Raw genomic sequence first — 24301 nt, forward strand, 5'->3', positions numbered from 1 at the left:
TCATTTCACTGCGCGTGGTAGTGAAATCCTAGTTTTCCTCGATGGGCTTTTCTTCCAGGTTCAAGGAAATAGAGTTGATGCAGTAGCGCAGGTCAGTCGGGGTATCGTAGCCTTCGCCTTCAAAAACGTGGCCCAAGTGGGACTCGCAGTTGGCGCAGAGAACCTCGATGCGGCGCATGCCCAGGGAGTTATCTTCTCGCTCGATGATCTTGTCACCGGCTAGCGGGGAGAAGAAGGAAGGCCAACCACAGTGGGAATCGAACTTCTCGGTGGAACGGAATAGCTCCTCGCCGCAGGCCTTGCAGGAGTAGACACCTTCTGTGGTGGTATCGGTGTATTTGCCCACGTGCGGAGGCTCCGTACCAGCTTCGCGCAATACGTAATATTCTTCGGGGCTAAGGCGCTTTTGCCAGTCGGCATCAGCAATGAGCTTAAAATCAGTCATGACTTTAAGTTTAATCCTTTATTTGCGTTGCACGCCACCATCCGGCAACGCAGGCGAAGATGATGACGATGAGCAGGCTCCATCCCACGGTGCCGGAGAAGAAGTTCATCCACCGCCCAGCATCCGGGTGCGCGTGCGATGTCCACGACACAGGCGCCAAGAACAGGAACGCGGCCACCCATGCGCCCACTGAGTGAAAGACGGAGCGCGGCAGGACCACGGTGAATATCAGCGGGAATAGCCACATCGAATAATATTGCTGTCCTAGCGAGGACAAGAAGAAGATCCCCACCATAATCGCGCCACTCGTCGTCAGCGCCCAAAACACCGGTTCGGATTGTCGCCACCGCAATAGCCCAAGCACCGCGCAGCCGATCAAGGCAGCGAAGATTACCCACACCACCCAGTAGAGGACTGGTCCAAATTCCACATAGGCGCGTAATCCCGCCCAGGAGGAATTGGCATAATCGCGGGTCGTGGACAGATAGGGCACAAGCTTGTCCAGGTAACCGCTTGCACCGGGCACCAGGGGCCACGCGAGGAGGTTAAGCACCACTGGAATCCCCAGCCCCGCGAGGAGGTTGCGCCACTGCAGCTTGACTAGGGGCAAGAAGAGGAGGGGCGCGAATTGGGGCTTAATCAAAATGGCTAGCCCAATGGCTATGCCGGAAACCCACGCGAGCTGAGGGGAGCGTTCTGCTTCTATAAAAGCCCACAGGAAAAGCGCCATGCAAAATAAGAGCACACCGTTGATATTGGTAAACGCCAAAGTATTGGTGACAGATTCCGTGGCGAAGGCTAAAGCAATTGAGACCGGAAATATCGGTGAGGTGAGCTTTCTACCTACCACGTGGGTCAGTAGCGCCAGTGCGGCGATAATGGCAAAGGCGTTGACTACGATAAAAAGCCCACGCGCTGGGCCGAAATCGAGCCACGCTAAAGGCGATAAAAAGAGCGTGGCGCCCGGGGTGTAGAGATACAAAGGATCCACATGGTTATAGGCCTGCTCATACACCGGAATACCGTCGATCATGCGCCTTAGCGCGCTATAGACCGTGGTGAAATCATCAGTCAGCGTCCCATTGCGCGCGACGATGAAAACGCGCTGAATGACAAGGAGAACGGCAATAGGCCATGCGGCGGCGTTTATTCGAGCAGACACGACATTTTAGTCTACGGGTTCAGGCGCCCGCGAGTATCGCAGAAACACCGTGCTATCAGTATCTGCGGCAATATTTTCTAGGTGCATTCGGCGGTGGGAGTGCGTGCCATGAAAGGTAGCCACGGGCTTTTCCACGCCGGTGGACAGGTGGGGATCCAAGGTGAGATACATCTGATCGATGGCATCGACATGCACCAGCTGGCCGAGCATTCCTGGCCCACCCTCGCAAAGGATGCGTTGAAATCCACGCTCCCGCAATACGCGGAGGTAGTCCTGCATGGTGCCTTCACCTGCATCGATGACCTCTGCGCCTGCCGCCTCAAGAGGACCTTTCCTCGCGGAGACCTCCGGGTTCTGCAGCGCCGCGTGGGGGACAAGGAAGAGCGGGGCAGTGGTGAAGTCCGTTAAGAACTTAGAGCTCGGATCGAACTTTAAGCTTTGCGTGGACACGGCGATGGGGGCGGGCCGTGAATCAGGAGAGTGCTGTTCTACTCCCGAATAATCTTCTGACCTGACAGTTTGCCCGCCAACAAAGACCACGTCCGCCCAGCCGCGCAGGGTTTGGAAAAGCTGTGCATCGGTGTCATTGCCCATGGCCTCAGAAAGGTCGTTGATGGTGGCAGACCCGGTGAGGGTAGAAACCATATTGGCCCGGAGGGCGGGTAGGTGAGTGGGCTCGGGCCCTAAAAGCGAAGCGATGTCCATGTTCTGCCAGTGTAATGGTTGTGCGAGCCTGAAGGGCCCCGTTAACTACACCAGCCGAATGAGCACAACACCGGTTAAGAGCAGGGCAATGCCAAGCACCTGGCGGGATTTAATGGGGGCGCCGCTTACGCGGTCAATGATGAGCGAGCCCAGCATCGAGCCAAGCAGGCCGGCGACGACGGTGAGGCCAGTACCAATCTGCGGAACGAGGGCGGCGTTGCCGAAGATGAAAAGCGCGCCCAATACACCGCCTACCCACATCCACCACGGGTTAGGTTTTCCTTCCGGGCGCTCGATGCGCGGCCGCCAGCGCAACACGATATTGACGATGACCAGGGCGGTAACGCCGACGGCGAAAGATACCAGCGCAGCGCTGACTGGGGAGCCCGTGACTTGGCCCAGATGTCCGTTGATAGCGGATTGGCTAGCGGTAAAACAGCCAAAGATAAACCCGGCGAGCCGCCAGAGCCACAGGGCGGTCGCGGAATCCTCGCTAGTTGTTGCAGCGCTCGGGGTAGCTACCACCGCAATCACGCCGATAAGCACGATAATGGCACCGATAGCGCGCACAACCGTTAAAGAAGACTGAGGGGACTCGAAGAGCCCGAAGTGGTCAACTATAAGACCCATGATGACTTGCCCCGCGATGGGTAAGACTACGGTCTGCACCGCGCCTAGGTGCGGAAAGAGGAGAATATTTCCGGTCAGTGCGACAACACCCAGCAAACCGCCGAACCAAATCCAAAGTGGTTCATCAAAAGCCTGCGCAATGCCGTAATCCCCGCCGGTAACGGCAGTAGCCACGATGAGCAGGGTTACCGTTCCTACGGCGAAGGAAATCATCGAGGAGGAAAACGGGGTGCCGGTGGAAGCGCGAAGGCGAGTATTGACTAGCGTTTGAATCGGTAAGACCAGTCCAGCAAGAATTCCCAAAAGTATCCACAACACGGGTGGACACTTTACTCAGATAAGCCAAAAAGCCTACTTGAATGAGAAAAGCCCACCTAAGCAAAGGAAATTAAGCTTAAGCGGGCGGTGGTGGTCCTAACTGGGATTGAACCAGTGACCTTTCCGGTGTGAACGGAACGCTCTCCCACTGAGCTATAGGACCTTGCGGGGGATAAATCTACACCCGGTGCATTCCATTTTCCTAATTGGCTGGATGGAGGGCGCGGAAGGTGGGGTTAAAGCGGATATGCCTGGGAAGGTGAGCGCGCGGGTTAAATGACAACCCTGCAATTCACAGCGCCGATAAGTGAGTGATTTACTCCGCGCAATAGGTGTGCTGGGCTGGGGATTTGGAAACTGGCAGGGAGCACGATAATGTTTGTTCACGCACCGCAAAGCATTAAGCACTGCGGCGCGATGCGGATGTAGCGCAGTTGGTAGCGCATCACCTTGCCAAGGTGAGGGTCGCGAGTTCGAGTCTCGTCATCCGCTCCACGCTTTTCTAGAGGGTGTTACACCACAAAGGGAAAGTGGAACTAAATGAATAGCGCGCGATTAGCTCAGTGGGAGAGCGCTTCCCTGACACGGAAGAGGTCACTGGTTCAATCCCAGTATCGCGCACAAGGACTTTGTCCTAGAAACCGGGCCTGGTTTCGCATGCGGATGTAGCGCAGTTGGTAGCGCATCACCTTGCCAAGGTGAGGGTCGCGAGTTCGAGTCTCGTCATCCGCTCCAACACTGTATTGTGTGAGGCGGTATCGCCACGGTGGAATGGCCGAGTGGTGAGGCAACGGTCTGCAAAACCGTGCACACGGGTTCGATTCCCGTTTCCACCTCAACGTCTTAATGCCTTCGGGCATTAGGCGCGATTAGCTCAGTGGGAGAGCGCTTCCCTGACACGGAAGAGGTCACTGGTTCAATCCCAGTATCGCGCACGAGGGTCACCTTGTGGCCCTTGGTGAATCTTTTGATTTACCTGCGGATGTAGCGCAGTTGGTAGCGCATCACCTTGCCAAGGTGAGGGTCGCGAGTTCGAGTCTCGTCATCCGCTCCACTCAAGCCGCCTTGTTAGCAAGGCGGCTTTTTGCATGCGGCAAGCTCAAAGCTTCTGTAGTGATGGAGATCGCAGACTTTTTCGCTTTGGTGCGGAACTATGGGGATATGGTTCCCGACTATTGATAGAGACACCCTGATGACCACGATTGTCACCAAGGCATTCGGTGGGATTAGGATGTCTTTGCATGTACACGCAAAATTCAGAACTGAAGGAGCTGAAAATGAGCCATCGCGTACCTTGGTTGCGCCGCACGGCAGTGGCAGTGGGAGCTACCGCGCTTATCGCCGGCGGATCCGCACCCGTAGCACTGGCGCACGATTCCGTCGTGGGCGGAACCGTGAAGGAGGGCGACCAGCTCGAGGAGTTTCCTGAGGAAATTACCCTGGAGTTCTCCGGCATCCCTAAAGACCAGTTCAACACCTTTGCGGTAACCAATAAGGACACTGGGGAACAGATCTTTAGCCAGGAGCCGGAGCTCGATGAACGCGATCTGACGATCACGACTCCAGATGATGTCGATCCCGGCCCAGGTAACTACCAGGTGGGCTACAACATCACCTCCTCGGATGGACACGCCACGCGCGGTGGAGTCTCATTTACGGTCACCGGTGGGGATAGCGATGATGCTTCCTCCACCGACGCTGCAGATGCAGATGGAGCTGCAGATTCTTCGAGCGATATGCCCACCTCGGTGAAAATCATCCTGGGAGTGGGCGGTGTGCTGGCCATAGCGGCCGTTCTGGCTTTGCTGATTGCTAAAACCCGTCGAAACGACTCGAAAGGTCACAAATAATGACTAAGAAAATTTCCCACCTGATTGCCGGCGTATCCCTCAGCGCCCTGGTTCTTGCTGGTTGCTCCCCGGATAACGAGAGCGATTCCAGCAACTCGGAGTCGACTTCGGCCGCTTCTTCGACTGCAGAAACCAGTAAATCTACCGCTGCAGCGGATAAGGACCTGACCTTCGAGGACGCTGTTGTCCGCGCCAACGAAGACAAGGACATGACCGCCATCTTCGGTACGTTGGTCAACCACTCGGATAAAGACATCGAGATCACCGGTTTCTCCACGAGCCTGGACGCAGAGATGAACCAGATTCACGAGACCGTCGATGGCCAGATGCGCGAAAAGTCCAGCCCCTTGGTTGTCAAGGCTGGCGAGAGCCACGAGCTTGCTCCTGGCGGTGACCACTTCATGCTGATGGGTATGAAAGAAGGCATCATGCCTGGTGATTCCCTCGAGATGACGGTCACCCTGTCTGACGGCGAGGAGCTTGACCTGGGCACCATCCAGGCCCGCACCATGGGTGCTGGCGATGAGGACTACGGCGACATGGAGGGCATGGACCACGGTCACGCGGGCCACGATCACTCCGACCACTCTGGCCATGATCACTCCGGTCACGACCACTCCAGCAAGGACGACGAGAAAGAAAACCACAAGCACTAATCATGACGGGATTCAGCAGAAGGGGATTTCTCACCGGCGCTGCAGTGTCTACCAGCGCCATTGCGCTGGTGGGATGCAACTCGGATAAATCAACACCACACGCTGAAGCGGAGGAGCAGCCCCCGCTTGCCGATGCCACCGTGGCTTTCGACGGCCCACACCAGGCCGGCATTGACACGCCGGAGCAAGCGCACCTGAACTTGGTGGGCTTTGATCTTAAAGGGGGCATCGGCAAGCAGGGCTTTGCCCGGCTCATGAAGCTGTGGACCGAGGACGCGCGAGCGCTGTGCACGGGCCAGCCGCCGTTGGGGACCTTGGAACCGGAAATGGTGCGCCAGCCTGCGAACCTCACCATTACGTGTGGGCTGGGCGAGCGCATTTTCTCCCTGCTGGGCGTGGATAAGCCAGAATGGCTTGGCGATGTCCGCGCCTATTCCCGCGACCAATTAGATGACAAGTGGAGCCAGACTGACATCGTCCTGCAAATCTGCAGCGATGACCCGCTGATGAATACCTATGCGTTGCGGCACATGGTGCGCTCTGGCGAGCACTATGCCGAAGTTAGCTGGCTGCAGCAGGGCTTTATCAATGCCTACGGCAGTCACGAAAAGGGCGAGACCGCGCGCAATATGTTTGGCCAAAAAGATGGCACCGTGAACCCGCGCGGCGATGAACAATTCGCGGACCAGGTCTGGATCGAAGATGGCCCGAAGTGGCAGCAGGGTGGTGCGGCCATGGTGGTGCGCCGCATCCGCATGAACCTCGATACCTGGGAAAAGCTGGACCGCTCCTCCCGCGAAAATGCGGTGGGCCGCAAGCTGGAAAACGGGGCACCGCTTACGGGTGATAAGGAATTCGATGAGGCGGACTTTAAGGCCACGGATGAGTATGGCCTGCCGGTCATCGATAAGAACTCCCACATGGCGCGCGCGACTGCGCCGAAGGACCACCCGGAGCAAAAGATCTTGCGCCGGCCCTATAACTATGAATTGCCGCCGGATGGCAAGGATGGCCAACTATCCAATATTGGCCAGATTTTCATCTGTTACCAGCAGGATCCCACCAAGCAATTCGAGCCTATTCAGGCGCGCCTTGATGAGGCGGACCTGCTGAATGAGTGGCTTACCCACATCGGTTCGGCGATGTATTTCTGCCCGCCGGGAACTAAAGGCAGCGATGGCAAAGAAACGTGGTGGGCGGAATCGCTTTGCACGCATGCTGGCCTGTAGAATGACGATCCGTAAATTTAACTAGTGGATGCGGCCAGGTATGCCGTATCTGCGTGAGCGCAAAAAGGAGCGCGAATATGGCGGAACTTATTCCCGCAGCACCGGTAAATTACGAATCCTTCACCGTGCCGGCCGGGCAAGCGGTTGGTGCGGCCCTCCGCGAGCTGAACCTTCCCAATAAGGGCCCAGAGGCGGTCGTGGTAGTCCGCGGCGTGGACGGTACCCTGTATGACCTTTCGCACACCCCGGATGAGGAATCGACATTTGTCCCGGTAGCCGCCTGTGAGGAAGATGGACGCGCCGTCATTCGCCACTCCTGCGCCCACGTCATGGCCCAGGCCGTGCAGGCCGAGTTCCCCGGCACCAAGCTGGGTATTGGCCCGTCCATTGAAAACGGCTTCTATTTCGATTTCCAGACCGCTGAGCCCTTCACCCCGGAGGATCTCAAGAACCTGGAAAAGCGCATGAAGAAGATCATCAAGGGCGGCCAGCGCTTCGAGCGCCACACCTATGCGTCTACGGCAGAGGCGGAACAGGCCTTGCAGGATGAGCCCTTCAAGTTGGAGCTTATCCAGGACAAGGGCAACGTGGACCCGGATTCCGATGAGGCCGCTGAGGTGGGTGCCGGCGATCTGACGCACTATGACAACGTGAACCCGCGCACCAACGAGGTGGAATGGTTTGACCTGTGCCGCGGCCCGCACGTTCCCACCACGAAATACATTCCGGCCTTTGCCCTGACTCGGTCGTCCGCCGCCTACTGGCGCGGCGACCAGGCCAATGCTGGCCTGCAGCGCATCTACGGCACCGCCTTTGAGTCCAAGGACGCACTGGCTGCCTACCAGACCATGGTGGAAGAGGCAGAAAAGCGCGATCACCGCCGCTTGGGCCAAGAACTGGATCTCTTCTCCTTCCCGGATGAGATCGGTTCTGGTTTCCCCGTATTCCACCCCAATGGCGCGACCGTGCGCATGGAGATGGAAAACCACTCCCGCAACCGCCACGTGCAGGCGGGATACTCCTTTGTCAATACCCCGCACATCACCAAGGGCGACCTCTTCCGTAAATCCGGCCACCTTGATTTCTACTCAGATGGCATGTTCCCGCCGATGCAGCTCGATGGCGAGTATGACGCCGAGGGAAATACCGTCAAGGAGCCGCAGGACTACTACGCCAAGCCGATGAACTGCCCGATGCACAACCTGATCTTTGCATCCCGCGGCCGTTCCTACCGCGAGTTGCCGCTGCGACTGTTTGAATTCGGTACGGTCTACCGCTACGAAAAGTCCGGCGTGGTGCATGGCTTGACGCGTGCGCGCGGTTTTACCCAGGACGATGCCCACATTTACTGCACCGAAGAGCAGCTGGAAGAAGAACTCACCCAGGTCCTGGACTTCATCATCTCGCTGCTTGAGGATTACGGCCTGTCCGATTTCTATCTGGAGCTTTCCACCAAGGATCCCAATAAGTTCGTCGGCTCCGATGAGATTTGGGAGCGCTCGACCGCCATCTTGCAGTCCGTGGCAGAAAAATCCGGGCTCGAGCTCGTTCCTGATCCTGAGGGCGCCGCGTTCTACGGGCCAAAGATTTCCGTCCAGGCCCGCGATGCCATTGGACGTACCTGGCAGATGTCCACGGTGCAGCTGGACTTCAACCTGCCTGAGCGCTTCGAGCTGGAATACACCGCATCCGATGGCACCAAGAAGCGCCCGATCATGATCCACCGTGCCCTCTTCGGCTCCATCGAGCGCTTCTTCGGCGTGCTTCTTGAACACTACGCGGGCGCATTCCCAGCGTGGTTGGCACCGCACCAGGTCATGGGCATCCCAGTCGCAGATGACTTCGTGCCGCATCTGGAGGGAGTCGCCGCAAAGCTGCGCCGCAAGGGCATTCGCGCGGATGTAGATACCTCCGATGACCGCATGCAGAAGAAGATCCGCAATCACACGACGGGCAAGGTTCCTTTCATGCTGGTCGCCGGCGCCCGCGATGTGGAAGCCGGTGCGGTCTCCTTCCGCTTCTTGGATGGCACGCAGGTCAACGGCGTGCCCGTCGATGAAGCCGTCGAGCTCATCTCCACGTGGGTGGCAGAGCGCACCAACGAGCAGCCGACAGAAGAGCTCATTCGTGCCCGGCGCTAATCCGCGGAAGGGACAGAGCGAGGAGACATTCGTCGATACCGGTGCCGGTGAGCCGGACCGGTTGGAGCGATTGTGGGCGCCGTACCGGATGGCCTATATTGCGCAGCGGTCCGAGGATCCCTTCGTGGAAGCACCCAAGGGCAGCGATGAGGATGGGCTCATTATCGCCCGCGGTAAGACGGTCTATGCGCTGCTTAACCTGTTTCCCTATAATGCCGGCCACCTCATGGTGGTGCCGTACCGCAAGGAATCCGAGCTGGAAAACCTCACCGAGGAGGAATCCCACGAGCTCATGACCTTTGCCCAAAAGGCCGTGCGGGTGCTCAAGCGTGTGTCACGCCCAGAGGCCATTAACGTGGGCTTTAATCTGGGGCGCGCGTCCGGCGGCTCGGTGGGAGACCACCTGCATTTGCATGTGGTGCCAAGGTGGCCCGGGGATAGTAACTTTATGACTGTCCTCGATGGGACTAAGGTATTACCGCAACTACTGCAAGACACTCGTCGTGTGCTGGCAGAGGGTTGGCGTGACATGGAAGAGGAGGACTCGCGTGCTTAGCGTGCATGGGCGAAAGCCCGCCGCCGTGGTGGTGGAACCTATAGCCAAGACCTTTTTAAAGTTGGGATTGACTCCCAACGTGGTCACGGTTGTAGGCACTATTGTGACCATCGCCATTTCGGTGATCCTCATTCCTACCGGCCACCTGTTTATCGCCGCCGTATTATCCGGCCTCTTTGCCGCCTTTGACATGCTCGATGGCACCATGGCGCGCCTGACCGGTAAATCGAGCGCTTTCGGTGCCACGCTGGATGCCAGTTGCGACCGCATTACCGATGGCGCCTTGTTCTGCGCCATTGCGTGGTGGCTGGTGTATACCGCAGACGCGTCCAAATGGACAGTGGCGGCGTGCCTCATCACCTTGGTATGCTCCCAGGTCATTTCCTATATCAAGGCTAGGGGAGAGGCCTCCGGTTTCACCATGGTAGGTGGCCTGATTGAGCGCCCGGAGCGCCTCATCCTGGCATTAGGCGGCATTGGCCTAGAGGGCTTGGGCGTAGAGTACGCCGCGGCGGTATCGCTGTGGATTTTGGCAGTGGGCTCAATCTTTACCGTGTACCAGCGCATTGCCATTGCAGCGCGCCAAGATGCCGGAGTATAAATTAAGCGATCGTGGGCGCAGCGGGAGCTATCGTTCCGGCTAGTTCATGGATTGCGCACACACTTTTCTGGAGGATCCGGCCACCATGTGGGATAAAGAAGATGTAGCAGCGGCTGGGTATTTGGCGGGCTGGAAGGTAGTTCGCTGGTTGCCCGAGCCGGTAGCGCGCACCATCTTCCGGTGGGTCGCGGATTTTGCGAGCGACCATGGCCGCGGCATGGACGGCCTGCGGCGAAACCTCACCCGCGTGGTGGGGGCAGAAAACGTCACGCGCGAATTGGTGCGCGATTCCATGCGCTCATATATGCGCTACTGGAGGGAGGCGTTTCGCCTTCCCGCTATTCATGCCGATCCCCAGCTGCACCAGCGGCTTATGAGCGGTTTGGAGGGCCTTGAGCACTTTGATGCCTCCGCGCAATCTGGCCGCGGCGTGATCCTGGCGCTGCCACACTCCGGAAACTGGGATATGGCCGGGGTCTTCCTGGTGGGCCATTACGGGCAATTTACCACCGTGGCAGAGCGGTTAAAGCCGGAGGTGCTTTTTGATGCCTTCGTAGATTACCGCGAGGAATTAGGCTTTGAAGTCCTGCCGCTTACCGGGGGTGCGGCCACGCCCTTTGCGCGCTTAAAGGAAGCCCTCGAGGAAGGCGGGGTGGTCTGCCTATTGGCAGAACGCGATATTACCCGCCGCGGTATCACGGTAGATTTCATGGGCGAGGAAGCCAATATGGCGGCAGGTCCTGCGCAGCTGGCCATCGAAACCGGTGCGGCACTCCACGTGGTGCATTCCTGGTTTGAAGGCGATGGCTGGGGGTTATCGGTGTCACCAGAAGTTGAGGTCACCGATATTCAGGAGACCACCCAGCGCATGGCGGATGGGTTTGCGGCCAATATCCAGCGCCACCCCGCAGACTGGCACATGCTGCAGCCGCAATGGAATGAGGATGTGGAGCGGCGCCGGCAAGCGCGAAAGGAATGCTCCCGTTAATGCGCATCGGTATCATTTGCCCGTATTCATTTGATGAGCCCGGTGGCGTGCAGGCCCATATCCTTGACCTGGCCACCGTTTTTATAGAACAAGGCCACTTTGTCCAGGTCCTTGGTCCCGCCGCGGAAACGACTCCGCTGCCGGATTTCGTGGTCAAGGGCGGGCCTGCTTTCCCGATTGCGTATAACGGCTCGGTCGCGCGCTTGTCGGTGGGGCCGAAGGTAACCCGCAAGGTCAAGCGCTTCATCCAGGACGGCGATTTCGATGTCCTGCATATCCACGAGCCCAATTCCCCGAGTTTTTCCATGACCGCCTTGGCCGTGGCACACGGCCCGATGGTGGCGACGTACCACGCCTCGGCGGCCAACTCCCTCATCCTCACCTTGGCTAAGCCGCTCCTCGTGCCCTTTTTGGAAAAGATTCGCGGCGGTATCGCGGTATCGGACATGGCGAGGCGCTGGCAGGTGGAGCAACTGGGCGGCGATCCCGTCCTGATCCCCAACGGAGTCGATACCTCCGTCTATGCGCTTGCGCGCAAGAAAAGCCAGCCCGCGCTTGCCGATGCCCCACTCGAGGTCGTCTTCCTCGGCCGCCTCGACGAGCCGCGCAAGGGCCTGGACATTCTGTTAGCCGCGTTGCGTCAGGTCAATAAGAATATTCGCGTCACCATTATGGGCGGCGGCCGCGCCCGCGAGGTTGAGGGCGTGGACTTTGTCGGGCGCGTCAGCGATGCAGAAAAGGCACAGATTTTAGGCCGGGCCGATGTTTACGTGGCGCCGAATACGGGCGGGGAGAGCTTTGGCATCGTGTTGGTAGAGGCCATGGCCGCCGGTGCGGCCGTCGTGGCTTCTGATTTGGAGGCCTTTCGGGCGGTGTGCAACGCGGAATCGGATGAGCCTGCGGGCGCGCTATTTCGCACCGGCGATGCCACCGATTTGGCGCGCGTGCTCAACCAGGTCTTGGATGATGGCGATTACCGGCGGCGCTTGGTGCGCAATGGCGTCCAACGCGCCCAGATGTATGACTGGGACCATGTCGCCGCGGCGGTCATGCAGGTTTATGAAACGGTGCAAGATGGCACGAAGGTAAGGGTGAAGCGATGATGGGGATTGAGATAACCATTGCGCTCGTCATCCTCATACTTTTAGGATCGTGGGCCATTTTTACCGCGCAGCGGCTAAATTTCCTGCACATTCGCACCGATGCCGCACTGGCGCAGCTGCAGGCGGCACTAGACCGGCGCGCGGCGGTAACGGCGGCGGTCTCCCCGGATCTTGCCGCCTTGGCGCAAAAGGCCGAATCCACGGAGCTTTCGCATGGGCATTTTCAAGCCCGCACCATGGTAGAACGCGAGCTCTCGGCCGCCATCGTGCGCGATTTTCCGGTAGGCCAGCGCCCGGCCGCCTTGGCGGATGCAGAAGGCCGCATCCAATTGGCGCATCGCTTTTATAACGAGGCAGTCAGCGATACGCGCGCGCTGCGCCTGCGCCCAGCGGTGCGCTTTTTCCACCTCGGCGGAACCGCTAAATTACCCGAGTACTTCGACTACATGCTGGCGGATTGAAAATCTAGCCGTGCGGCACCTGCGTGGTGGCATCGGTGCTCGCGTCATTTTCGGCAGCGGTGTCCGAGCCTGGCACGTTGATTCGCCCAGTATTACCCGTATTAGGAGTGGGCTCCTTCTCTGCGCCGGCGTCCGGTGCTTGCTCCGGACCGCTTGCTGCCACGATGGCCTTTTCTATGCGGCGCGACAGGCTTATCTCAAGGATGAACCAAATGAGTGCGATGAGGACCATGACGAGGATGAGCACGTTGCGGGCAACGAGGACGTAGACCGGAGTAAGGTCTGCGCCCACGTACTTCCACAGGTAGTCATAGTGGAACGGATAGGCGTAGGTGCCGAGTGCGGCGGCGGCAACCGCGCAGACTGCGAGGAGGCCCTGGCAGATCTTGATGGGGACGAATCCGGCGGGGAGCTGTTGGCGTACGACCACCGCGAAAAGTGGGCCGAGCCAGATGATGTACTGGGGCGAAAATACCTTATTGGTGGCAATGAGCAGCAGCACCATGAGGGTGAAGAAGGCGACGGTGGTGCGTGAGGTCCAGCCGCCAGCAATAAAACGGTACAGCGCCCAGCCCAGGGCGAAGACGAGCATTCCGGCCGTCGCGATGGCGCTCCACATGATGGCGGTATCGACTCCTGGGCCAGAAATCTCAAAACTCTTGGACGGCGCATAGCCTAGATGCCATGTGCCCGGGTTGAGGTGGGCTTGCAGGAGCAGGTACGTCGCCGGGACGGATTCGAGTTGGAGCCCGCGCACCCCCTGATAGTCCAGGGGTGAAAGGAGCCGGTCCATGCCGGAGGTGGTGACCGTCAGCGCAGATAGTGCTGCAACTGAGCCGAAAAAGGACACCAGGCGCAGCCAGGAATTAGCGCTATTAAACCGCCCCACTAGGCCTGCGGCGAGGACGCCTGGCCAGAGCTTCATGGTGGTGGCGAAGCCCAAGAGAGCGGCGCCAGTCTTGGGATGAGAAATTAGGAGCGCGGCGGCACCGGCAACGGCAACCGCGGGGAAGATATCGAGGCGCCATACAAAGACGTGGCCTGCGGCCGTGCCAAAAAAGACCCAGAACCAGCCGGCGAGGAAAACGCGCTTATTGCGCTGGTGGTGGCGCAGCAGGAGGGCGAGGAAGGTGGCATCGACAAGCAGCGTCATGATGGTAAAACCGATGTAAAACACGCCGCGGTCCCCGCCGGTAAACCAACTTAAGATGATGGTGGGCCACGTTCCCGCATGGGGGTATTCGGTCATCAGCGTGGGATCGTCGCCATAAAGCCCAGCGAAATAATAGGCAACATCGCCGCGTGCACTGTGGTCGAGCTTCAAGAAATAGACCAATACCAAGCGGGCGAGAACCCAGCCCACCCATACTGCAGGAACTGACGCGATTCTTTTCACCCAAAAGATTCTAGGAAAAAATTTGGGCAGTGGGTAGTTCGAATCAGGTTGCTAGCCACAGGGGTTGGACCGGCTAGGGAGTAGGGTGGCAAGGCAGATAAGAAGTTACGTGATATAGCGCATAGTAGGCGCATAAGGAAGGATGACTGTGGGCACCATTTCTGAGGTTTTGGCATTAGAAGGCACCCAAGAAGCGGATGTCTTTTCTGGCCCGGCGATTCCCTCGCAGATTGAGCGCACCTTTGGCGGGCAGGTGGCAGCGCAAGCGCTAGCCGCGGCGCAAAGGACTGTAGATAATAAGCAGGTGCATTCCCTCCACGGCTATTTCGTTGGCCCAGGTGATACGAAAAAGCCGCTTGAGTTGCGGGTGGAAAGGCTGCGCGATGGCCGTTCCTTTGCCAGCCGGCAGGTTCGAGTCATCCAAGATGGTCGCCTCGTCTTTATCATGCTGGCTAGTTTCCACCGCGATGGTGATACAGGGCCCGAGCATCAGGATGTGGCACCGCAGGTACTAAGCCCCGATGAAGCCGCGCGCCGCGGTGGCGGGGCGCCCTATTCCACCCGAATCATCTTGAAGGAGTGGACCGATTGGGATATCCGTTTGGTCCCCGATGAAGGCCGCGATGATGCCGCCGCGGAGGTAACCGGTGCCGGATATCGCCATATTTGGTTCCGCAATACCGGCGAGCTTGGGAGTGATCCCGACTTTCACCGCGCTGCCTTGACGTATATGTCCGATATGACCCTCATTCGGTCGGCGCTCATTCCGCACCAGGGGGAGAAGATCCAATTGGCCAGCCTTGACCATGCGGTGTGGTTTCTCCGTCCTTTCCGCGTGGATGAGTGGCTGCTTTATGAGCAGGTATCGCCCACAGCGTCGCAAGGCACGGCCATCGCGCGCGGTAAATTATTCACTGAACAGGGCGAACTGGTTGCGCTGGTCAACCAGGAGGGCTTGACGCGTTTCCTCGATGAGAACTTGGGCAGCGGTTCTGCCCACGGCAATTGGCATAACGTCTAGAAACGCCTGCGTATCCTGGGGGCGCTTTTCCCAGTTCGTGCAGGGCACGTATAATTGTCAACAGATTTAGAACCCAATTAGAAAGGGACTTAATGTCAGGCCACTCAAAATGGGCAACTACCAAGCACAAGAAGGCTGCCAATGACGCCAAGCGCGGCAAGGAATTTGCCAAGCTCATTAAGAACATTGAAGTGGCGGCGCGAACCGGCGGTGGTGATCCTGCGGCCAACCCAACGCTCGATGACATGATTAAGAAGGCCAAGAAGGCCTCCGTCCCCAATGACAACATCGAACGCGCCCGCAAGCGCGGTTCTGGTGAAGAAGCCGGTGGTGCCGACTGGGAGACCATCATGTACGAGGGCTATGGCCCCAACGGTGTCGCAATGCTGATTGAATGCTTGACCGATAACCGCAACCGCGCGGCTACCGATGTCCGCACCGCGATGAGCAAGAATGGCGGCAACTTGGGCGAATCCGGCTCGGTTGCGTATATGTTCTCCCGCACCGGCTATGTCTTGGTGGAAAAGGGCGAGCTGAGCGAGGACGACGTCTTGATGGCGGTCCTCGATGCCGGCGCCGAAGAGGTTAAAGACCAGGGCGAGAAATTCGAGATCGTCTGCGCCCCCACGGATGTGCAGGCCGTCAAGGAGGCTCTCAAGGAAGCTGATATCGAGGTCGATGACTCCGATAATGATTTCCGTGCTTCCGTTGAGGTTCCCCTCGAGGCTAATGACGCGAAGAAGATCTTCCGCCTCATCGATGTTTTGGAAGACTCCGACGACGTCCAGAACGTATATACCAATATGGATCTATCCGATGAGGTTTTAGCGGAGCTCAACGCAGAGTAGGGATACTGCTCTTATTAGGCACTAGCTCGGTGGCGGCTCTTCGCGGATGTGGAGATGTCGGCGCCGGGCTTTTTATTGTGCTTTATTGGGGCCCTAGGTTCTCGCCGTGTTGTAGAACATGTGTGTGTAAGACATAATAGGGAAGCAAGATTGGTAACGACGAGGCCGCGGAACGGGAGTGGGCGGGTGTGAATATCGAAGGCATGCGCGTGATGGGCATCGATCCCGGGCTTACCCGCTGCGGCCTGTCCGTAGTCCAAGCAGGCCGCGGGCGCGCAATTCTTCCTGTCTCCGTGGGCGTGGTGCGGACCCCCAGCGATAAAGACTTAACCGAACGGCTTTTGCGGCTATCCGTGGCGGCCAAGGAATGGATGGACGATTATTCGCCGGATGTGGTGGCCATAGAGCGCGTCTTCGAACGCGGCCAGGTCTCAACCGTCATGCAGACCGCGCACGTCGTAGGGGTTCTGGTACTCGCGGCCGCCGAGCGGGATATTCCGGTGTACATGTACACCCCATCCGAAGTGAAAAAGGCCATTTCTGGCAATGGGCGCGCGGATAAGAAGCAAATGACGACCATGATCACCCGTATCCTGGGGCTTACGGAGCCGCCCAAGCCGGCGGATGCGGCGGATGCATTGGCGCTGGCCGTCTGCCACTGCTGGCGCGCGCCGGCGATCGTGAGAATGGATAGTACCGGTTTAGGGCTCGGCGCAAAGACCAGCGGCGTCCGCGGGCGAGGGAAGGGTGTTCAGCCCTAGCGCGCCACACCCCACAGGTTAAGTTTTGTTCAGTACTAGGTCATGTTGAAAGCGCACACAGGTAGGAAGGCACGGTAGAAAATGATTGCGGCATTGCGGGGAGAGGTACTCCACATTGGTTTAGACCACGGCGTTATTGAATGCGGCGGGGTGGGCTATAAGTTCTTAGCCACCGCAAAGACGTTGGGAACCTTGCGCCGCGGAGAAACCGCCTTTGTGCTCACTACCTTGGTAGTCAAGGAAGACACATTGACCTTATACGGTTTTACCAGCGACGATGACCGCGAAATGTTCCAAGTGCTGCAATCTGTGTCAGGCTTGGGGCCCAAACTCGCCTTGGCCGCATTATCCGTCATGGGCGCAGAAGAGCTGGCCGCGGCCATTGGCGGGGAGGATGTGAAGGCGCTGCAGTCTATCCCGGGCGTCGGCAAGCGCATGGCCCAACGCCTTACCCTGGAGCTCAAGGATAAGGTAAAGCGCTTTGCTGGAACTCCCGCGCCCGATGCTGCGCCGGAGGCAACAGGTGCCGGTGGCCCAGTTGTCGATAGTGTCACTGAAGCCCTCTTGGGCCTAGGATTTACTGAGAAGGCGGCTCGCCCCGTGGTGGAGGCGGCATACGCCGAAGCCCCTGCGGCGGATACCTCAACCTTGCTGCGTGCGGCCCTGGCCCAGTTGGGTAAGCAGGGCTAAAAGAATACGACGTCAAGAAGACACAAAGGCTACAGCATGTCCGATATTGAGCGCACCGAGTTCAACCTCCCAGAGGGAATGAGTAAGGCGCACGAATCCCAGCACAATAGTGATGTGGAAGCCACCGCTCACGCCGAAGAACACGATATTGAACGCTCCCTGCGCCCCAAGTCCCTGACGGAATTCATTGGGCAGCCAAAGGTAAGGGAGCAGCTCTCCCTCGTGCTTACCGGCGCGAAAAACCGCGGGGTCACCCCGGACCACGTCCTGTTATCGGGGCCGCCCGGCCTGGGTAAGACCACGATGGCGATGATCATTTCGCAGGAACTCGGCACCTCGTTGCGCATGACTTCGGGGCCAGCGCTGGAACGTGCGGGAGACTTGGCGGCGATGCTGTCCAACCTCATGGAGGGCGACGTGTTGTTCATCGATGAGATCCACCGCATCGCCCGGCCCGCCGAAGAAATGCTTTATATGGCCATGGAGGATTTCCGCATCGATGTGATTGTGGGCAAGGGGCCGGGTGCTACCTCGATCCCCTTGGAGATTCCGCCGTTTACGCTGGTCGGGGCGACAACGCGAGCGGGGATGCTCACTGGTCCGCTGCGGGATCGCTTCGGTTTTACCGCCCAAATGGAGTACTACAGCACCGAGGATCTCACCCGCGTGATCAAGCGTGCGGCGCATATCTTGGACGTTGCCATCGATGACGATGCCGCCGTGGAAATCGGCTCCCGCTCGCGCGGCACCCCGCGCATTGCCAACCGCCTGCTGCGCCGCGTGCGCGATTATGCAGAGGTCAATGGCACCGGACGCATCGATCTGTCCGCAGCACAAGGGGCGCTGGAGGTATTCGACGTCGATGAAATGGGCCTGGACCGCCTGGACCGCGCCGTCCTCAATGCCCTGATCAATGGCCACGGCGGCGGGCCGGTGGGTGTGAATACCTTGGCCATCGCCGTGGGCGAGGAACCCTCCACCGTGGAAGAGGTGTGTGAGCCGTACTTGGTTCGCGCCGGCATGATCTCGCGCACCGGGCGGGGCAGGGTAGCCACCGCGGCCGCCTGGCAACACCTCGGCCTGACGCCTCCCGATGGCGCGATTGGGCTGTTTTAGGCAAGCGTCGGCACCGCGCTGGAGCGGCCGCAGAGGTGGAACCGGCTCATGGTTTTTGTGAACGAAACGGTCTGGCATACTGGAAAGTTATGGAAATCATCTTTCTCATCATCATTGTCATTTTGTTCATCATTCCTTCCTTTATGGCGATGCGTAAGCAACGCCAGCGCCAGAACGATATGCAATCGCTGCAAAACTCCCTGCAGAATGGGGATCGCATCGTCACCGCCGGCGGTGTCCACGGCGTGGTGCGCGGAACCACGGATACCAGCGTGGACCTCGAGGTTTCCCCGGGCGTTACCCTCACCTTTGACAAGATGGCGGTGGTGCGCACCGAAAGCGAGGCCCAGAAGCTAGACCGCGGTGGTGCAAACAATGCCGTAGAGCCGCAGCGCGATAACGGTGAGAACAATAATGATGATGGATTCAACGGCGGGGAAGGCGAGCAGCCCTCCAACCGTTAAGTCCTCGCTATCGCCCGCGCCCTTTTCCGAGTAGGCCGCGGGCGTATTCTGTGCATAAGCTGGGGGTTCTCTGAACCTGCAATCGGCTTATGAGAAACGTAGAACCTGACACATTTTCGCTGAATCGCAGACCCCGTTAAGGAAAATGTTGTTCCATGACGTACGATTGTGCGTTGTTAACGTGCCCGCGCCGAATCGGGCGGGCCGTATTTATTGTTTAATCACCCTGGTTTGCAGTGCACAGGAGAATATCGTTGTCCGCATCATCTCGAGGCGCTATGAAAAATAGCAACCGCCAATGGCCCAAGCGCGCCCTCGCGCTCTTTGGGCTCATCGTGGTTGTTATCTATGCGCTGGTCTTTTTTACCGGAAACCGCCAAGCCACCCCGAAGCTAGGCATCGACCTGCAGGGCGGCACTCGCGTTACCTTGGCACCACAAGGTGAAGACCCCACCCAGGATCAGCTACGGCAGGCGCGCAATATTTTGGAACAGCGCGTTAACGGCATGGGCGTTTCTGGTTCCGAGGTCGTCATCAACGGCAATACCCTCGTCATCACCGTGCCGGGCGAGGATGCGTCCCAAGCCCAGGCGGTGGGACAGACCTCCCAGCTGTACTTCCGCCCAGTGGCACAACCCTCCGCGCCGGATCTGGAAAAGCTCGACAAAGAGCTGGAAGATATGGCTAACCGGTGGGTCAAATACGGCGTCCTAGATGAGGACGAGGCCAATAAGAAGCTGGAAGACGTCACCAATGCCGTTGCCCAGCAAGAGGCGCAGGCGGAAGGCAAGGAACCCAAGGACGTCAAGGCGCCGAAGGTCTCCGCCAAGCCCTTGGACGAGCCTTCCAACTCCATTGAGCAGACCGAGCGCCGCGACGAAGTCACTGAGATGTTGTTGAAGGACCGCCAATCGGACGATCCGACGACGCAGGCAGCGGCCTCGTCGCTCTTGACCTGCCAAGGTTCCGCCGACCCACTGGCTGGTGCGGACGATCCGTCCAAGCCTTTCGTGACCTGTGATTACGACAGCGGCACCCCTTATGTCTTGGAGCCAGCGCCGTTGCTCAACGGCGTTGAGGATGAAGACGGTACCCGTTTGACGGGTAATGAGATTGATACCAATTCCCCGATTAATGGCGGCCTGAACCCGCAGTCCGGCCAGATGGAGATTAGCTTCTCCTTCAAGACCGGCAATGGCCCGAACGGTTCCCAGACCTGGGCTGACCTCACGCGGGAGCACCTGAACGACCAGATTGCCATCACCCTTGACTCGGCCGTCATTTCGGCGCCGGTTATCCAGGGCGCTACCCCGTACGGCTCTGCTACCTCCATTAACGGTGACTTTAGCCAGGAAGAAGCCAATAACCTGGCCAATAACCTGCGCTATGGTGCATTGCCGCTGTCCTTTGCCGGAGAGAATGGCGAGCCCGGCGGCACGGTAGAGTCCATTCCGCCGACACTGGGTAAGGCAGCGCTCGAGGCCGGCCTGTGGGCAGGCTTGGCCGGCTTGATTTTGGTCATCCTCTACTCCTTGTACTACTTCCGTGCACTAAGTGGCGTGTCCATCATCTTCCTGCTCGGCTCCGGCCTGCTGACCTACGGCGCCATCGTGCTGCTGGGGCGCTGGATCGGTTACTCGCTCGACCTGTCTGGTATCGCCGGTTTGGTCATCGGTGTTGGCGCCACCGCGGACTCGTTCGTGGTCTACTACGAGCGCATCAAGGACGAGCTCTTAGAGGGTAGAACCTTCAGGTCAGCAACGCAGAAGGCCTGGGAGCGCTCGCGCAGCACCATCGTGACCGGTAACGCGGTGACGCTGATTGGTTCTGTCATCGTCTACTTCCTCGCCATCGGTGAGGTAAAGGGCTTCGCGTTCACCTTGGGCTTGACCACGATCTTCGACCTCGTCGTGTCCTTCCTGGTCATGGCGCCGTTGATGCAGATCATCGGCCGCCGCCCAGCGGCAGCCAAGCCATCGATGAATGGCTTGGGCGGAATTTACGCGCTGATTGAAGAGCGACGCGAACGCGGCTACTACGCGGAGTCCCGCGGCGTTGCTACCGCATCGCAGGCGCGCGCCACTGACAATTCGGCATCCGCTAGCGCCGATTCGTCTGAGAGCTCAGCGCCCTCAGCAGCTGCGGAAGATGAGGAGAAATAATCATGGCCGTATCTACTAAACACAAGATTTCGCGTTTGGATCGTCTCTATGAAGACGAGCGTGGCTATGACTTCATTGGCCACACCAAACGGTGGTACGCGATTACCGCCGCGCTCCTCGTCGGCGCCATCGCCGCCATCTTGATTCGCGGGTTCACCCTCTCCCTCGACTTTGAGGGAGGTACCACCTTGTCCATGCCCGCTGGGGACTTGAAAGAGGACGAGGTAGCTACCGTCTTTGAGGACTCCACCGGCGTTGAACCCGAGCAGGTGCGCATCGTCGGCGCCGGCGATTCTGAGACGCTCGAAATCACCTCTGAGCGCTTGAGCCAAGAAGAGGTAGACAGCGCCCGCTCCGCAATCTACGAGGAATTCCAGCCGAAGGACGAAAACGGGGAGGCCACCCCGGACGCCATTGGTTCCTCCACCGTCTCCGAGTCCTGGGGTTCTTCCATTACCCAGCGCATGATTCTGGCCATGGTCGTATTCCTCGTAGCTGCGACCATCTATGTGGCGGTGCGCTTGCAAAAGATCATGGCGTTTGCGGCCATCTCGGCGCTTATTATCGATGGCATCGTCATCGCCGGCATCTATGCCCTCTTTGGGTTTGAAGTTTCTCCCGCCGTCATCATCGGTTTGCTCACCGTGCTGACCTTCTCCATCTATGACTCCGTCATCGTCTTTGACAAGGTCAATGAAAATACGGCGGGGCTGGAAGGTCAACGATCTAAGACCTACGGGGAGCTGGCCAACTTGGCGATCAACCAGACGGTCATGCGCTCCATTTCCACGTCCATCATTTCCGCGCTGCCTATTATCGCCCTGTTCGTCATCGCTGTATGGCTCATGGGCATCGGTACGCTGCGCGATCTGGCGCTGATCCAGCTCATCGGCGTTATCGAGGGCATTTTCTCTTCGATCTTCTTGGCCACCCCGTTGGTGGTGACGTTTGCTAATTGGACCAAGCGCGTCAAACAGCACACGCAGCGTGTGCTGGATTACCGCGCGGGTAAGTCTGAGGATGGTGAACCGGCGCAAGAGGGTTCTGCGAAGCGCAAGGTGGTAACGCCTTCTGATGCGGGCGCCAAGACGCACAAGGAAGTAGCAGAAGAGCAATCTGATCACGGCAGCAGCGCCTCCGGTCATACCGGTGCTACCTGGCGCCCAGGCCGCTAAGTGCTCTGAAACACGTCATAATCAGACGGGGTAAGGCTCGGTCTTTGAAGGAGAAGAGGGGGTTGTGCGAACCGTGGAACGCAGACTAGGCACCACACGGTGGTGGGGTCGCCGTCCCAAAATCACGGCGGTTGTGGCGGGGCTTTCCGCCCTCGCGCTGGTAGCGGCCTCGTGCAGCAGCGAGAAATCCGATAGCGGTGACCATGCAGCGCCCAGCGATCCGGAGTCCTATAACTACCCCGGTTATATGGTCAACTCCCAGCTGGCAACGACGAATGCCGGTACCGCCTTCGGCAGCACCACCTCCGCGGCGCAGCTTTCGACGCGCCTTTATCCCGGCCTTTTCGTGCCGGGCCCCTCCGGACAGCTCATTCCCAACGCGGATTTGGTCGAGACCGAAAAGCTTCCGCCCGCAGCAGATAGCGACCAGGAAAGCGTGCGTTTGACGCTTGCCGATGACGCCACATTCTCCGACGGCGCCCCCGTCACCTGCGATGATTACCTGCTTGCCTATACGGCCGGTACGCACCCGGTGGAATTTGCCTCGCATATGCCGTTGATGAATGACATCGCGGACATCGAGTGCGCACCGCACAGCAAGGCCTTTACTCTGACCTTCTATAAAGACCAGGGCCACCGCTGGCGCCAGATGTTTGGCCCTGGCACGGTCATGCCTGCGCACGCGCTTGCACAGAAGACGGACATGAGCATGGAGGATCTCAACGCGGCCCTGCATGCAGAAGACATGGCGGCGCTGCAGCCAGTGGCTGAGTTGTGGCGCTATGGTTTTTCTACTGCCAAGGATGATTTTGATCCCGAGCTGCAGGTGTCTTACGGCCCCTTCACGGCAGAAAAGGTCGGCGATTCTGGCGAGGTTTTCTTAAAGGCCAATGAGCAGTATCACGGTGACCAGCCTGCCTTGGACCGGCTCGTCGTGTGGCCGAGTAGCGCCGACGCGCAGGAGCTTGCGGATAAGGGCGTACTCAAGGTGGCAGACTCCGCCACCGCGGCGCCCGGCTGGCTTTCCGGGAACGCGGGCGAGGACGCAGAATCCGCGGAAGGCAAAGAACCAGACCACGACTCCGCTGGGGAGGACTCCGCGGGCGCAGGCAATGACGAGTTTGAGACGACCACCAAGGTGGGCCTGCAAACCGATACGCTGACCCTGTCACAGGCCGGGATTTTCGCAGAGCCCTCTGCCAGGAAGGCATTTGCTGCCTGCGTGGACCAAGCCTCGATGGCGCACAAGAGCTCCGAAATATCTGGCGTCGACGTCCCGCCGGCTTATGTCCGCACCGTGTCCGTACAGGATCCGGTGGCCCAAACGCTCGGCTCGGTGGCGAAGGACCACGAGGGAACGGACATGGCCGCGGCCGGCCAGTTGAACGGCACTACCATCAAGGTGGGCTACGTTGGCCCGGATAAGCGCTACCAGGCAATGGTCGAGGCACTGCGCGCCTCCTGCGAACCGGCGGGCATTACCATTGAGGATGCTGCGGACGAACAGTTATCGCAGTTCTATCTCAATCCCAATCCGGAAACGGGTGAGCCCACCATTGATGCCTTCTTAGGCCCGGTCGACCCGCTGACCGAGTACTCCGCGGCAGATTCCAGCATTAAAAACTCCGTGCAGCTCAAGGAGCAGGAAGAGCAGCTGTGGGACAGCGTTCCCTCCATTCCTATTGCCGCGCAGCCGCGCGTGTTCATCGTTCACCGCGACGTGGAGGGTGTCCTGCCGTACACTGGCATCTCGGGCATCGGCTGGAACATGGACCGTTGGCACGTGCCGGCACAAGAACCTGTGGAAAAGGCCTAGGCCTTTT

The 24301-nt window shown here is 58.9% G+C and carries 23 protein-coding genes and 7 tRNA genes; 24 read left to right on the forward strand and 6 right to left on the reverse strand.

Features of this window, described 5'->3' with window-relative positions:
- Positions 1-28: 28 nt before the first annotated feature.
- The 5 genes from msrB to HMPREF1261_RS08440 form a co-directional block, all read right to left on the reverse strand.
- On the reverse strand, positions 29-445 hold the full coding sequence (gene msrB / locus HMPREF1261_RS08420) for a peptide-methionine (R)-S-oxide reductase MsrB (protein ID WP_005283348.1): 417 nt from the start codon (positions 443-445) through the stop codon (positions 29-31).
- Positions 446-455: 10 nt separating this feature from the next.
- A complete protein-coding gene (locus tag HMPREF1261_RS08425; protein WP_023030638.1) occupies positions 456-1607 on the reverse strand; it encodes a glycosyltransferase family 87 protein in 1152 nt (383 codons plus the stop codon).
- 6 nt (positions 1608-1613) lie between these two features.
- On the reverse strand, positions 1614-2312 hold the full coding sequence (locus tag HMPREF1261_RS08430; protein WP_023030639.1) for a pyrimidine reductase family protein: 699 nt from the start codon (positions 2310-2312) through the stop codon (positions 1614-1616).
- Positions 2313-2357: 45 nt separating this feature from the next.
- The gene (locus HMPREF1261_RS08435) at positions 2358-3260 is read right to left on the reverse strand and encodes a DMT family transporter (RefSeq protein ID WP_023030640.1); all 903 of its coding nucleotides are present in this window, start codon (positions 3258-3260) and stop codon (positions 2358-2360) included.
- A gap of 88 nt (positions 3261-3348) precedes the next feature.
- Positions 3349-3423, reverse strand: a tRNA-Val gene (locus HMPREF1261_RS08440).
- Positions 3424-3679: 256 nt separating this feature from the next.
- On the opposite strand from HMPREF1261_RS08440, the gene HMPREF1261_RS08445 reads away from it, so the two are divergent.
- The 15 genes from HMPREF1261_RS08445 (at position 3680) to HMPREF1261_RS08515 (ending at position 12845) form a co-directional block, all read left to right on the forward strand.
- A tRNA-Gly gene (locus HMPREF1261_RS08445) sits at positions 3680-3755 on the forward strand.
- 54 nt (positions 3756-3809) lie between these two features.
- Positions 3810-3881, forward strand: a tRNA-Val gene (locus tag HMPREF1261_RS08450).
- Between the two features lie 38 nt (positions 3882-3919).
- Positions 3920-3995, forward strand: a tRNA-Gly gene (locus HMPREF1261_RS08455).
- 30 nt (positions 3996-4025) lie between these two features.
- Positions 4026-4096 (forward strand) — tRNA-Cys (locus HMPREF1261_RS08460).
- Between the two features lie 27 nt (positions 4097-4123).
- A tRNA-Val gene (locus tag HMPREF1261_RS08465) sits at positions 4124-4195 on the forward strand.
- A gap of 43 nt (positions 4196-4238) precedes the next feature.
- Positions 4239-4314: transfer RNA gene (locus tag HMPREF1261_RS08470), tRNA-Gly, on the forward strand.
- 223 nt (positions 4315-4537) lie between these two features.
- A complete protein-coding gene (locus tag HMPREF1261_RS08475; protein WP_034658280.1) occupies positions 4538-5110 on the forward strand; it encodes a copper resistance protein CopC in 573 nt (190 codons plus the stop codon).
- On the forward strand, positions 5110-5766 hold the full coding sequence (locus HMPREF1261_RS08480; protein WP_023030642.1) for a copper chaperone PCu(A)C: 657 nt from the start codon (positions 5110-5112) through the stop codon (positions 5764-5766). Before HMPREF1261_RS08475 ends, HMPREF1261_RS08480 begins: the two co-directional genes overlap by 1 nt.
- A gap of 2 nt (positions 5767-5768) precedes the next feature.
- Entirely contained in the window at positions 5769-6995 is a 1227-nt protein-coding gene (locus tag HMPREF1261_RS08485; protein ID WP_023030643.1) for a Dyp-type peroxidase, read from the forward strand.
- Positions 6996-7072: 77 nt separating this feature from the next.
- On the forward strand, positions 7073-9136 hold the full coding sequence (gene thrS / locus HMPREF1261_RS08490) for a threonine--tRNA ligase (protein WP_005278975.1): 2064 nt from the start codon (positions 7073-7075) through the stop codon (positions 9134-9136).
- A complete protein-coding gene (locus HMPREF1261_RS08495) occupies positions 9123-9692 on the forward strand; it encodes an HIT domain-containing protein (protein ID WP_023030644.1) in 570 nt (189 codons plus the stop codon). The genes thrS and HMPREF1261_RS08495 overlap by 14 nt, the downstream gene beginning before the upstream one ends.
- Positions 9685-10293, forward strand: a complete 609-nt coding sequence (pgsA, locus tag HMPREF1261_RS08500; RefSeq protein WP_005278979.1) for a phosphatidylinositol phosphate synthase — start codon at positions 9685-9687, stop codon at positions 10291-10293. The genes HMPREF1261_RS08495 and pgsA overlap by 8 nt, the downstream gene beginning before the upstream one ends.
- 85 nt (positions 10294-10378) lie before the next feature.
- Entirely contained in the window at positions 10379-11281 is a 903-nt protein-coding gene (locus tag HMPREF1261_RS08505; protein WP_023030645.1) for a phosphatidylinositol mannoside acyltransferase, read from the forward strand.
- On the forward strand, positions 11281-12384 hold the full coding sequence (locus tag HMPREF1261_RS08510) for a glycosyltransferase family 4 protein (RefSeq protein ID WP_023030646.1): 1104 nt from the start codon (positions 11281-11283) through the stop codon (positions 12382-12384). The genes HMPREF1261_RS08505 and HMPREF1261_RS08510 overlap by 1 nt, the downstream gene beginning before the upstream one ends.
- Positions 12384-12845 (forward strand): hypothetical protein, encoded by a 462-nt coding sequence (locus tag HMPREF1261_RS08515; protein ID WP_034658282.1) that lies wholly within the window; start codon positions 12384-12386, stop codon positions 12843-12845. The genes HMPREF1261_RS08510 and HMPREF1261_RS08515 overlap by 1 nt, the downstream gene beginning before the upstream one ends.
- A gap of 4 nt (positions 12846-12849) precedes the next feature.
- Here HMPREF1261_RS08515 and HMPREF1261_RS08520 read toward each other — a convergent pair whose 3' ends face one another.
- Positions 12850-14241, reverse strand: a complete 1392-nt coding sequence (locus tag HMPREF1261_RS08520) for a DUF2029 domain-containing protein (protein WP_034658192.1) — start codon at positions 14239-14241, stop codon at positions 12850-12852.
- A gap of 142 nt (positions 14242-14383) precedes the next feature.
- Between HMPREF1261_RS08520 and HMPREF1261_RS08525 the strand changes: the two genes are divergently transcribed.
- From HMPREF1261_RS08525 to HMPREF1261_RS08565, 9 genes are all read left to right on the forward strand, one after another.
- Positions 14384-15262, forward strand: coding sequence for an acyl-CoA thioesterase II (locus HMPREF1261_RS08525; RefSeq protein ID WP_084538535.1), 879 nt, complete (start codon positions 14384-14386; stop codon positions 15260-15262).
- Between the two features lie 92 nt (positions 15263-15354).
- Complete coding sequence (locus HMPREF1261_RS08530) at positions 15355-16110, forward strand: YebC/PmpR family DNA-binding transcriptional regulator (RefSeq protein ID WP_023030649.1); 756 nt, start codon at positions 15355-15357, stop codon at positions 16108-16110.
- Between the two features lie 188 nt (positions 16111-16298).
- Positions 16299-16871, forward strand: coding sequence for a crossover junction endodeoxyribonuclease RuvC (gene ruvC, locus HMPREF1261_RS08535; protein WP_005283305.1), 573 nt, complete (start codon positions 16299-16301; stop codon positions 16869-16871).
- Between the two features lie 81 nt (positions 16872-16952).
- The gene (gene ruvA, locus HMPREF1261_RS08540) at positions 16953-17561 is read left to right on the forward strand and encodes a Holliday junction branch migration protein RuvA (RefSeq protein WP_023030650.1); all 609 of its coding nucleotides are present in this window, start codon (positions 16953-16955) and stop codon (positions 17559-17561) included.
- 36 nt (positions 17562-17597) lie between these two features.
- Entirely contained in the window at positions 17598-18677 is a 1080-nt protein-coding gene (ruvB, locus tag HMPREF1261_RS08545) for a Holliday junction branch migration DNA helicase RuvB (protein WP_005278995.1), read from the forward strand.
- Between the two features lie 89 nt (positions 18678-18766).
- Complete coding sequence (yajC, locus tag HMPREF1261_RS08550; protein ID WP_023030651.1) at positions 18767-19141, forward strand: preprotein translocase subunit YajC; 375 nt, start codon at positions 18767-18769, stop codon at positions 19139-19141.
- Positions 19142-19419: 278 nt separating this feature from the next.
- Positions 19420-21303, forward strand: coding sequence for a protein translocase subunit SecD (gene secD, locus HMPREF1261_RS08555; RefSeq protein ID WP_023030652.1), 1884 nt, complete (start codon positions 19420-19422; stop codon positions 21301-21303).
- Between the two features lie 2 nt (positions 21304-21305).
- The gene (gene secF, locus HMPREF1261_RS08560; protein ID WP_023030653.1) at positions 21306-22478 is read left to right on the forward strand and encodes a protein translocase subunit SecF; all 1173 of its coding nucleotides are present in this window, start codon (positions 21306-21308) and stop codon (positions 22476-22478) included.
- Positions 22479-22542: 64 nt separating this feature from the next.
- A complete protein-coding gene (locus HMPREF1261_RS08565) occupies positions 22543-24294 on the forward strand; it encodes an ABC transporter substrate-binding protein (protein ID WP_023030654.1) in 1752 nt (583 codons plus the stop codon).
- Positions 24295-24301: the final 7 nt, after the last annotated feature.

It is taken from the genome of Corynebacterium sp. KPL1818 (assembly GCF_000478135.1).
GTDB classification, from domain to species: domain Bacteria; phylum Actinomycetota; class Actinomycetes; order Mycobacteriales; family Mycobacteriaceae; genus Corynebacterium; species Corynebacterium accolens.

What these genes read in the sequence shown, in the direction of transcription:
- thrS (WP_005278975.1), top strand. Translation starts at nt 7,073, where the DNA reads ATGGCGGAACTTATTCCCGCAGCACCGGTAAATTACGAATCCTTCACC.
- HMPREF1261_RS08530 (WP_023030649.1), top strand. Translation starts at nt 15,355, where the DNA reads ATGTCAGGCCACTCAAAATGGGCAACTACCAAGCACAAGAAGGCTGCC.
- HMPREF1261_RS08475 (WP_034658280.1), top strand. Translation starts at nt 4,538, where the DNA reads ATGAGCCATCGCGTACCTTGGTTGCGCCGCACGGCAGTGGCAGTGGGA.
- ruvA (WP_023030650.1), top strand. Translation starts at nt 16,953, where the DNA reads ATGATTGCGGCATTGCGGGGAGAGGTACTCCACATTGGTTTAGACCAC.
- HMPREF1261_RS08430 (WP_023030639.1), bottom strand. Translation starts at nt 2,312, where the DNA reads ATGGACATCGCTTCGCTTTTAGGGCCCGAGCCCACTCACCTACCCGCC.
- yajC (WP_023030651.1), top strand. Translation starts at nt 18,767, where the DNA reads ATGGAAATCATCTTTCTCATCATCATTGTCATTTTGTTCATCATTCCT.
- HMPREF1261_RS08515 (WP_034658282.1), top strand. Translation starts at nt 12,384, where the DNA reads ATGGGGATTGAGATAACCATTGCGCTCGTCATCCTCATACTTTTAGGA.
- secD (WP_023030652.1), top strand. Translation starts at nt 19,420, where the DNA reads ATGAAAAATAGCAACCGCCAATGGCCCAAGCGCGCCCTCGCGCTCTTT.
- HMPREF1261_RS08485 (WP_023030643.1), top strand. Translation starts at nt 5,769, where the DNA reads ATGACGGGATTCAGCAGAAGGGGATTTCTCACCGGCGCTGCAGTGTCT.
- secF (WP_023030653.1), top strand. Translation starts at nt 21,306, where the DNA reads ATGGCCGTATCTACTAAACACAAGATTTCGCGTTTGGATCGTCTCTAT.
- ruvB (WP_005278995.1), top strand. Translation starts at nt 17,598, where the DNA reads ATGTCCGATATTGAGCGCACCGAGTTCAACCTCCCAGAGGGAATGAGT.
- HMPREF1261_RS08480 (WP_023030642.1), top strand. Translation starts at nt 5,110, where the DNA reads ATGACTAAGAAAATTTCCCACCTGATTGCCGGCGTATCCCTCAGCGCC.
- HMPREF1261_RS08505 (WP_023030645.1), top strand. Translation starts at nt 10,379, where the DNA reads ATGTGGGATAAAGAAGATGTAGCAGCGGCTGGGTATTTGGCGGGCTGG.
- msrB (WP_005283348.1), bottom strand. Translation starts at nt 445, where the DNA reads ATGACTGATTTTAAGCTCATTGCTGATGCCGACTGGCAAAAGCGCCTT.
- HMPREF1261_RS08525 (WP_084538535.1), top strand. Translation starts at nt 14,384, where the DNA reads ATGACTGTGGGCACCATTTCTGAGGTTTTGGCATTAGAAGGCACCCAA.
- HMPREF1261_RS08510 (WP_023030646.1), top strand. Translation starts at nt 11,281, where the DNA reads ATGCGCATCGGTATCATTTGCCCGTATTCATTTGATGAGCCCGGTGGC.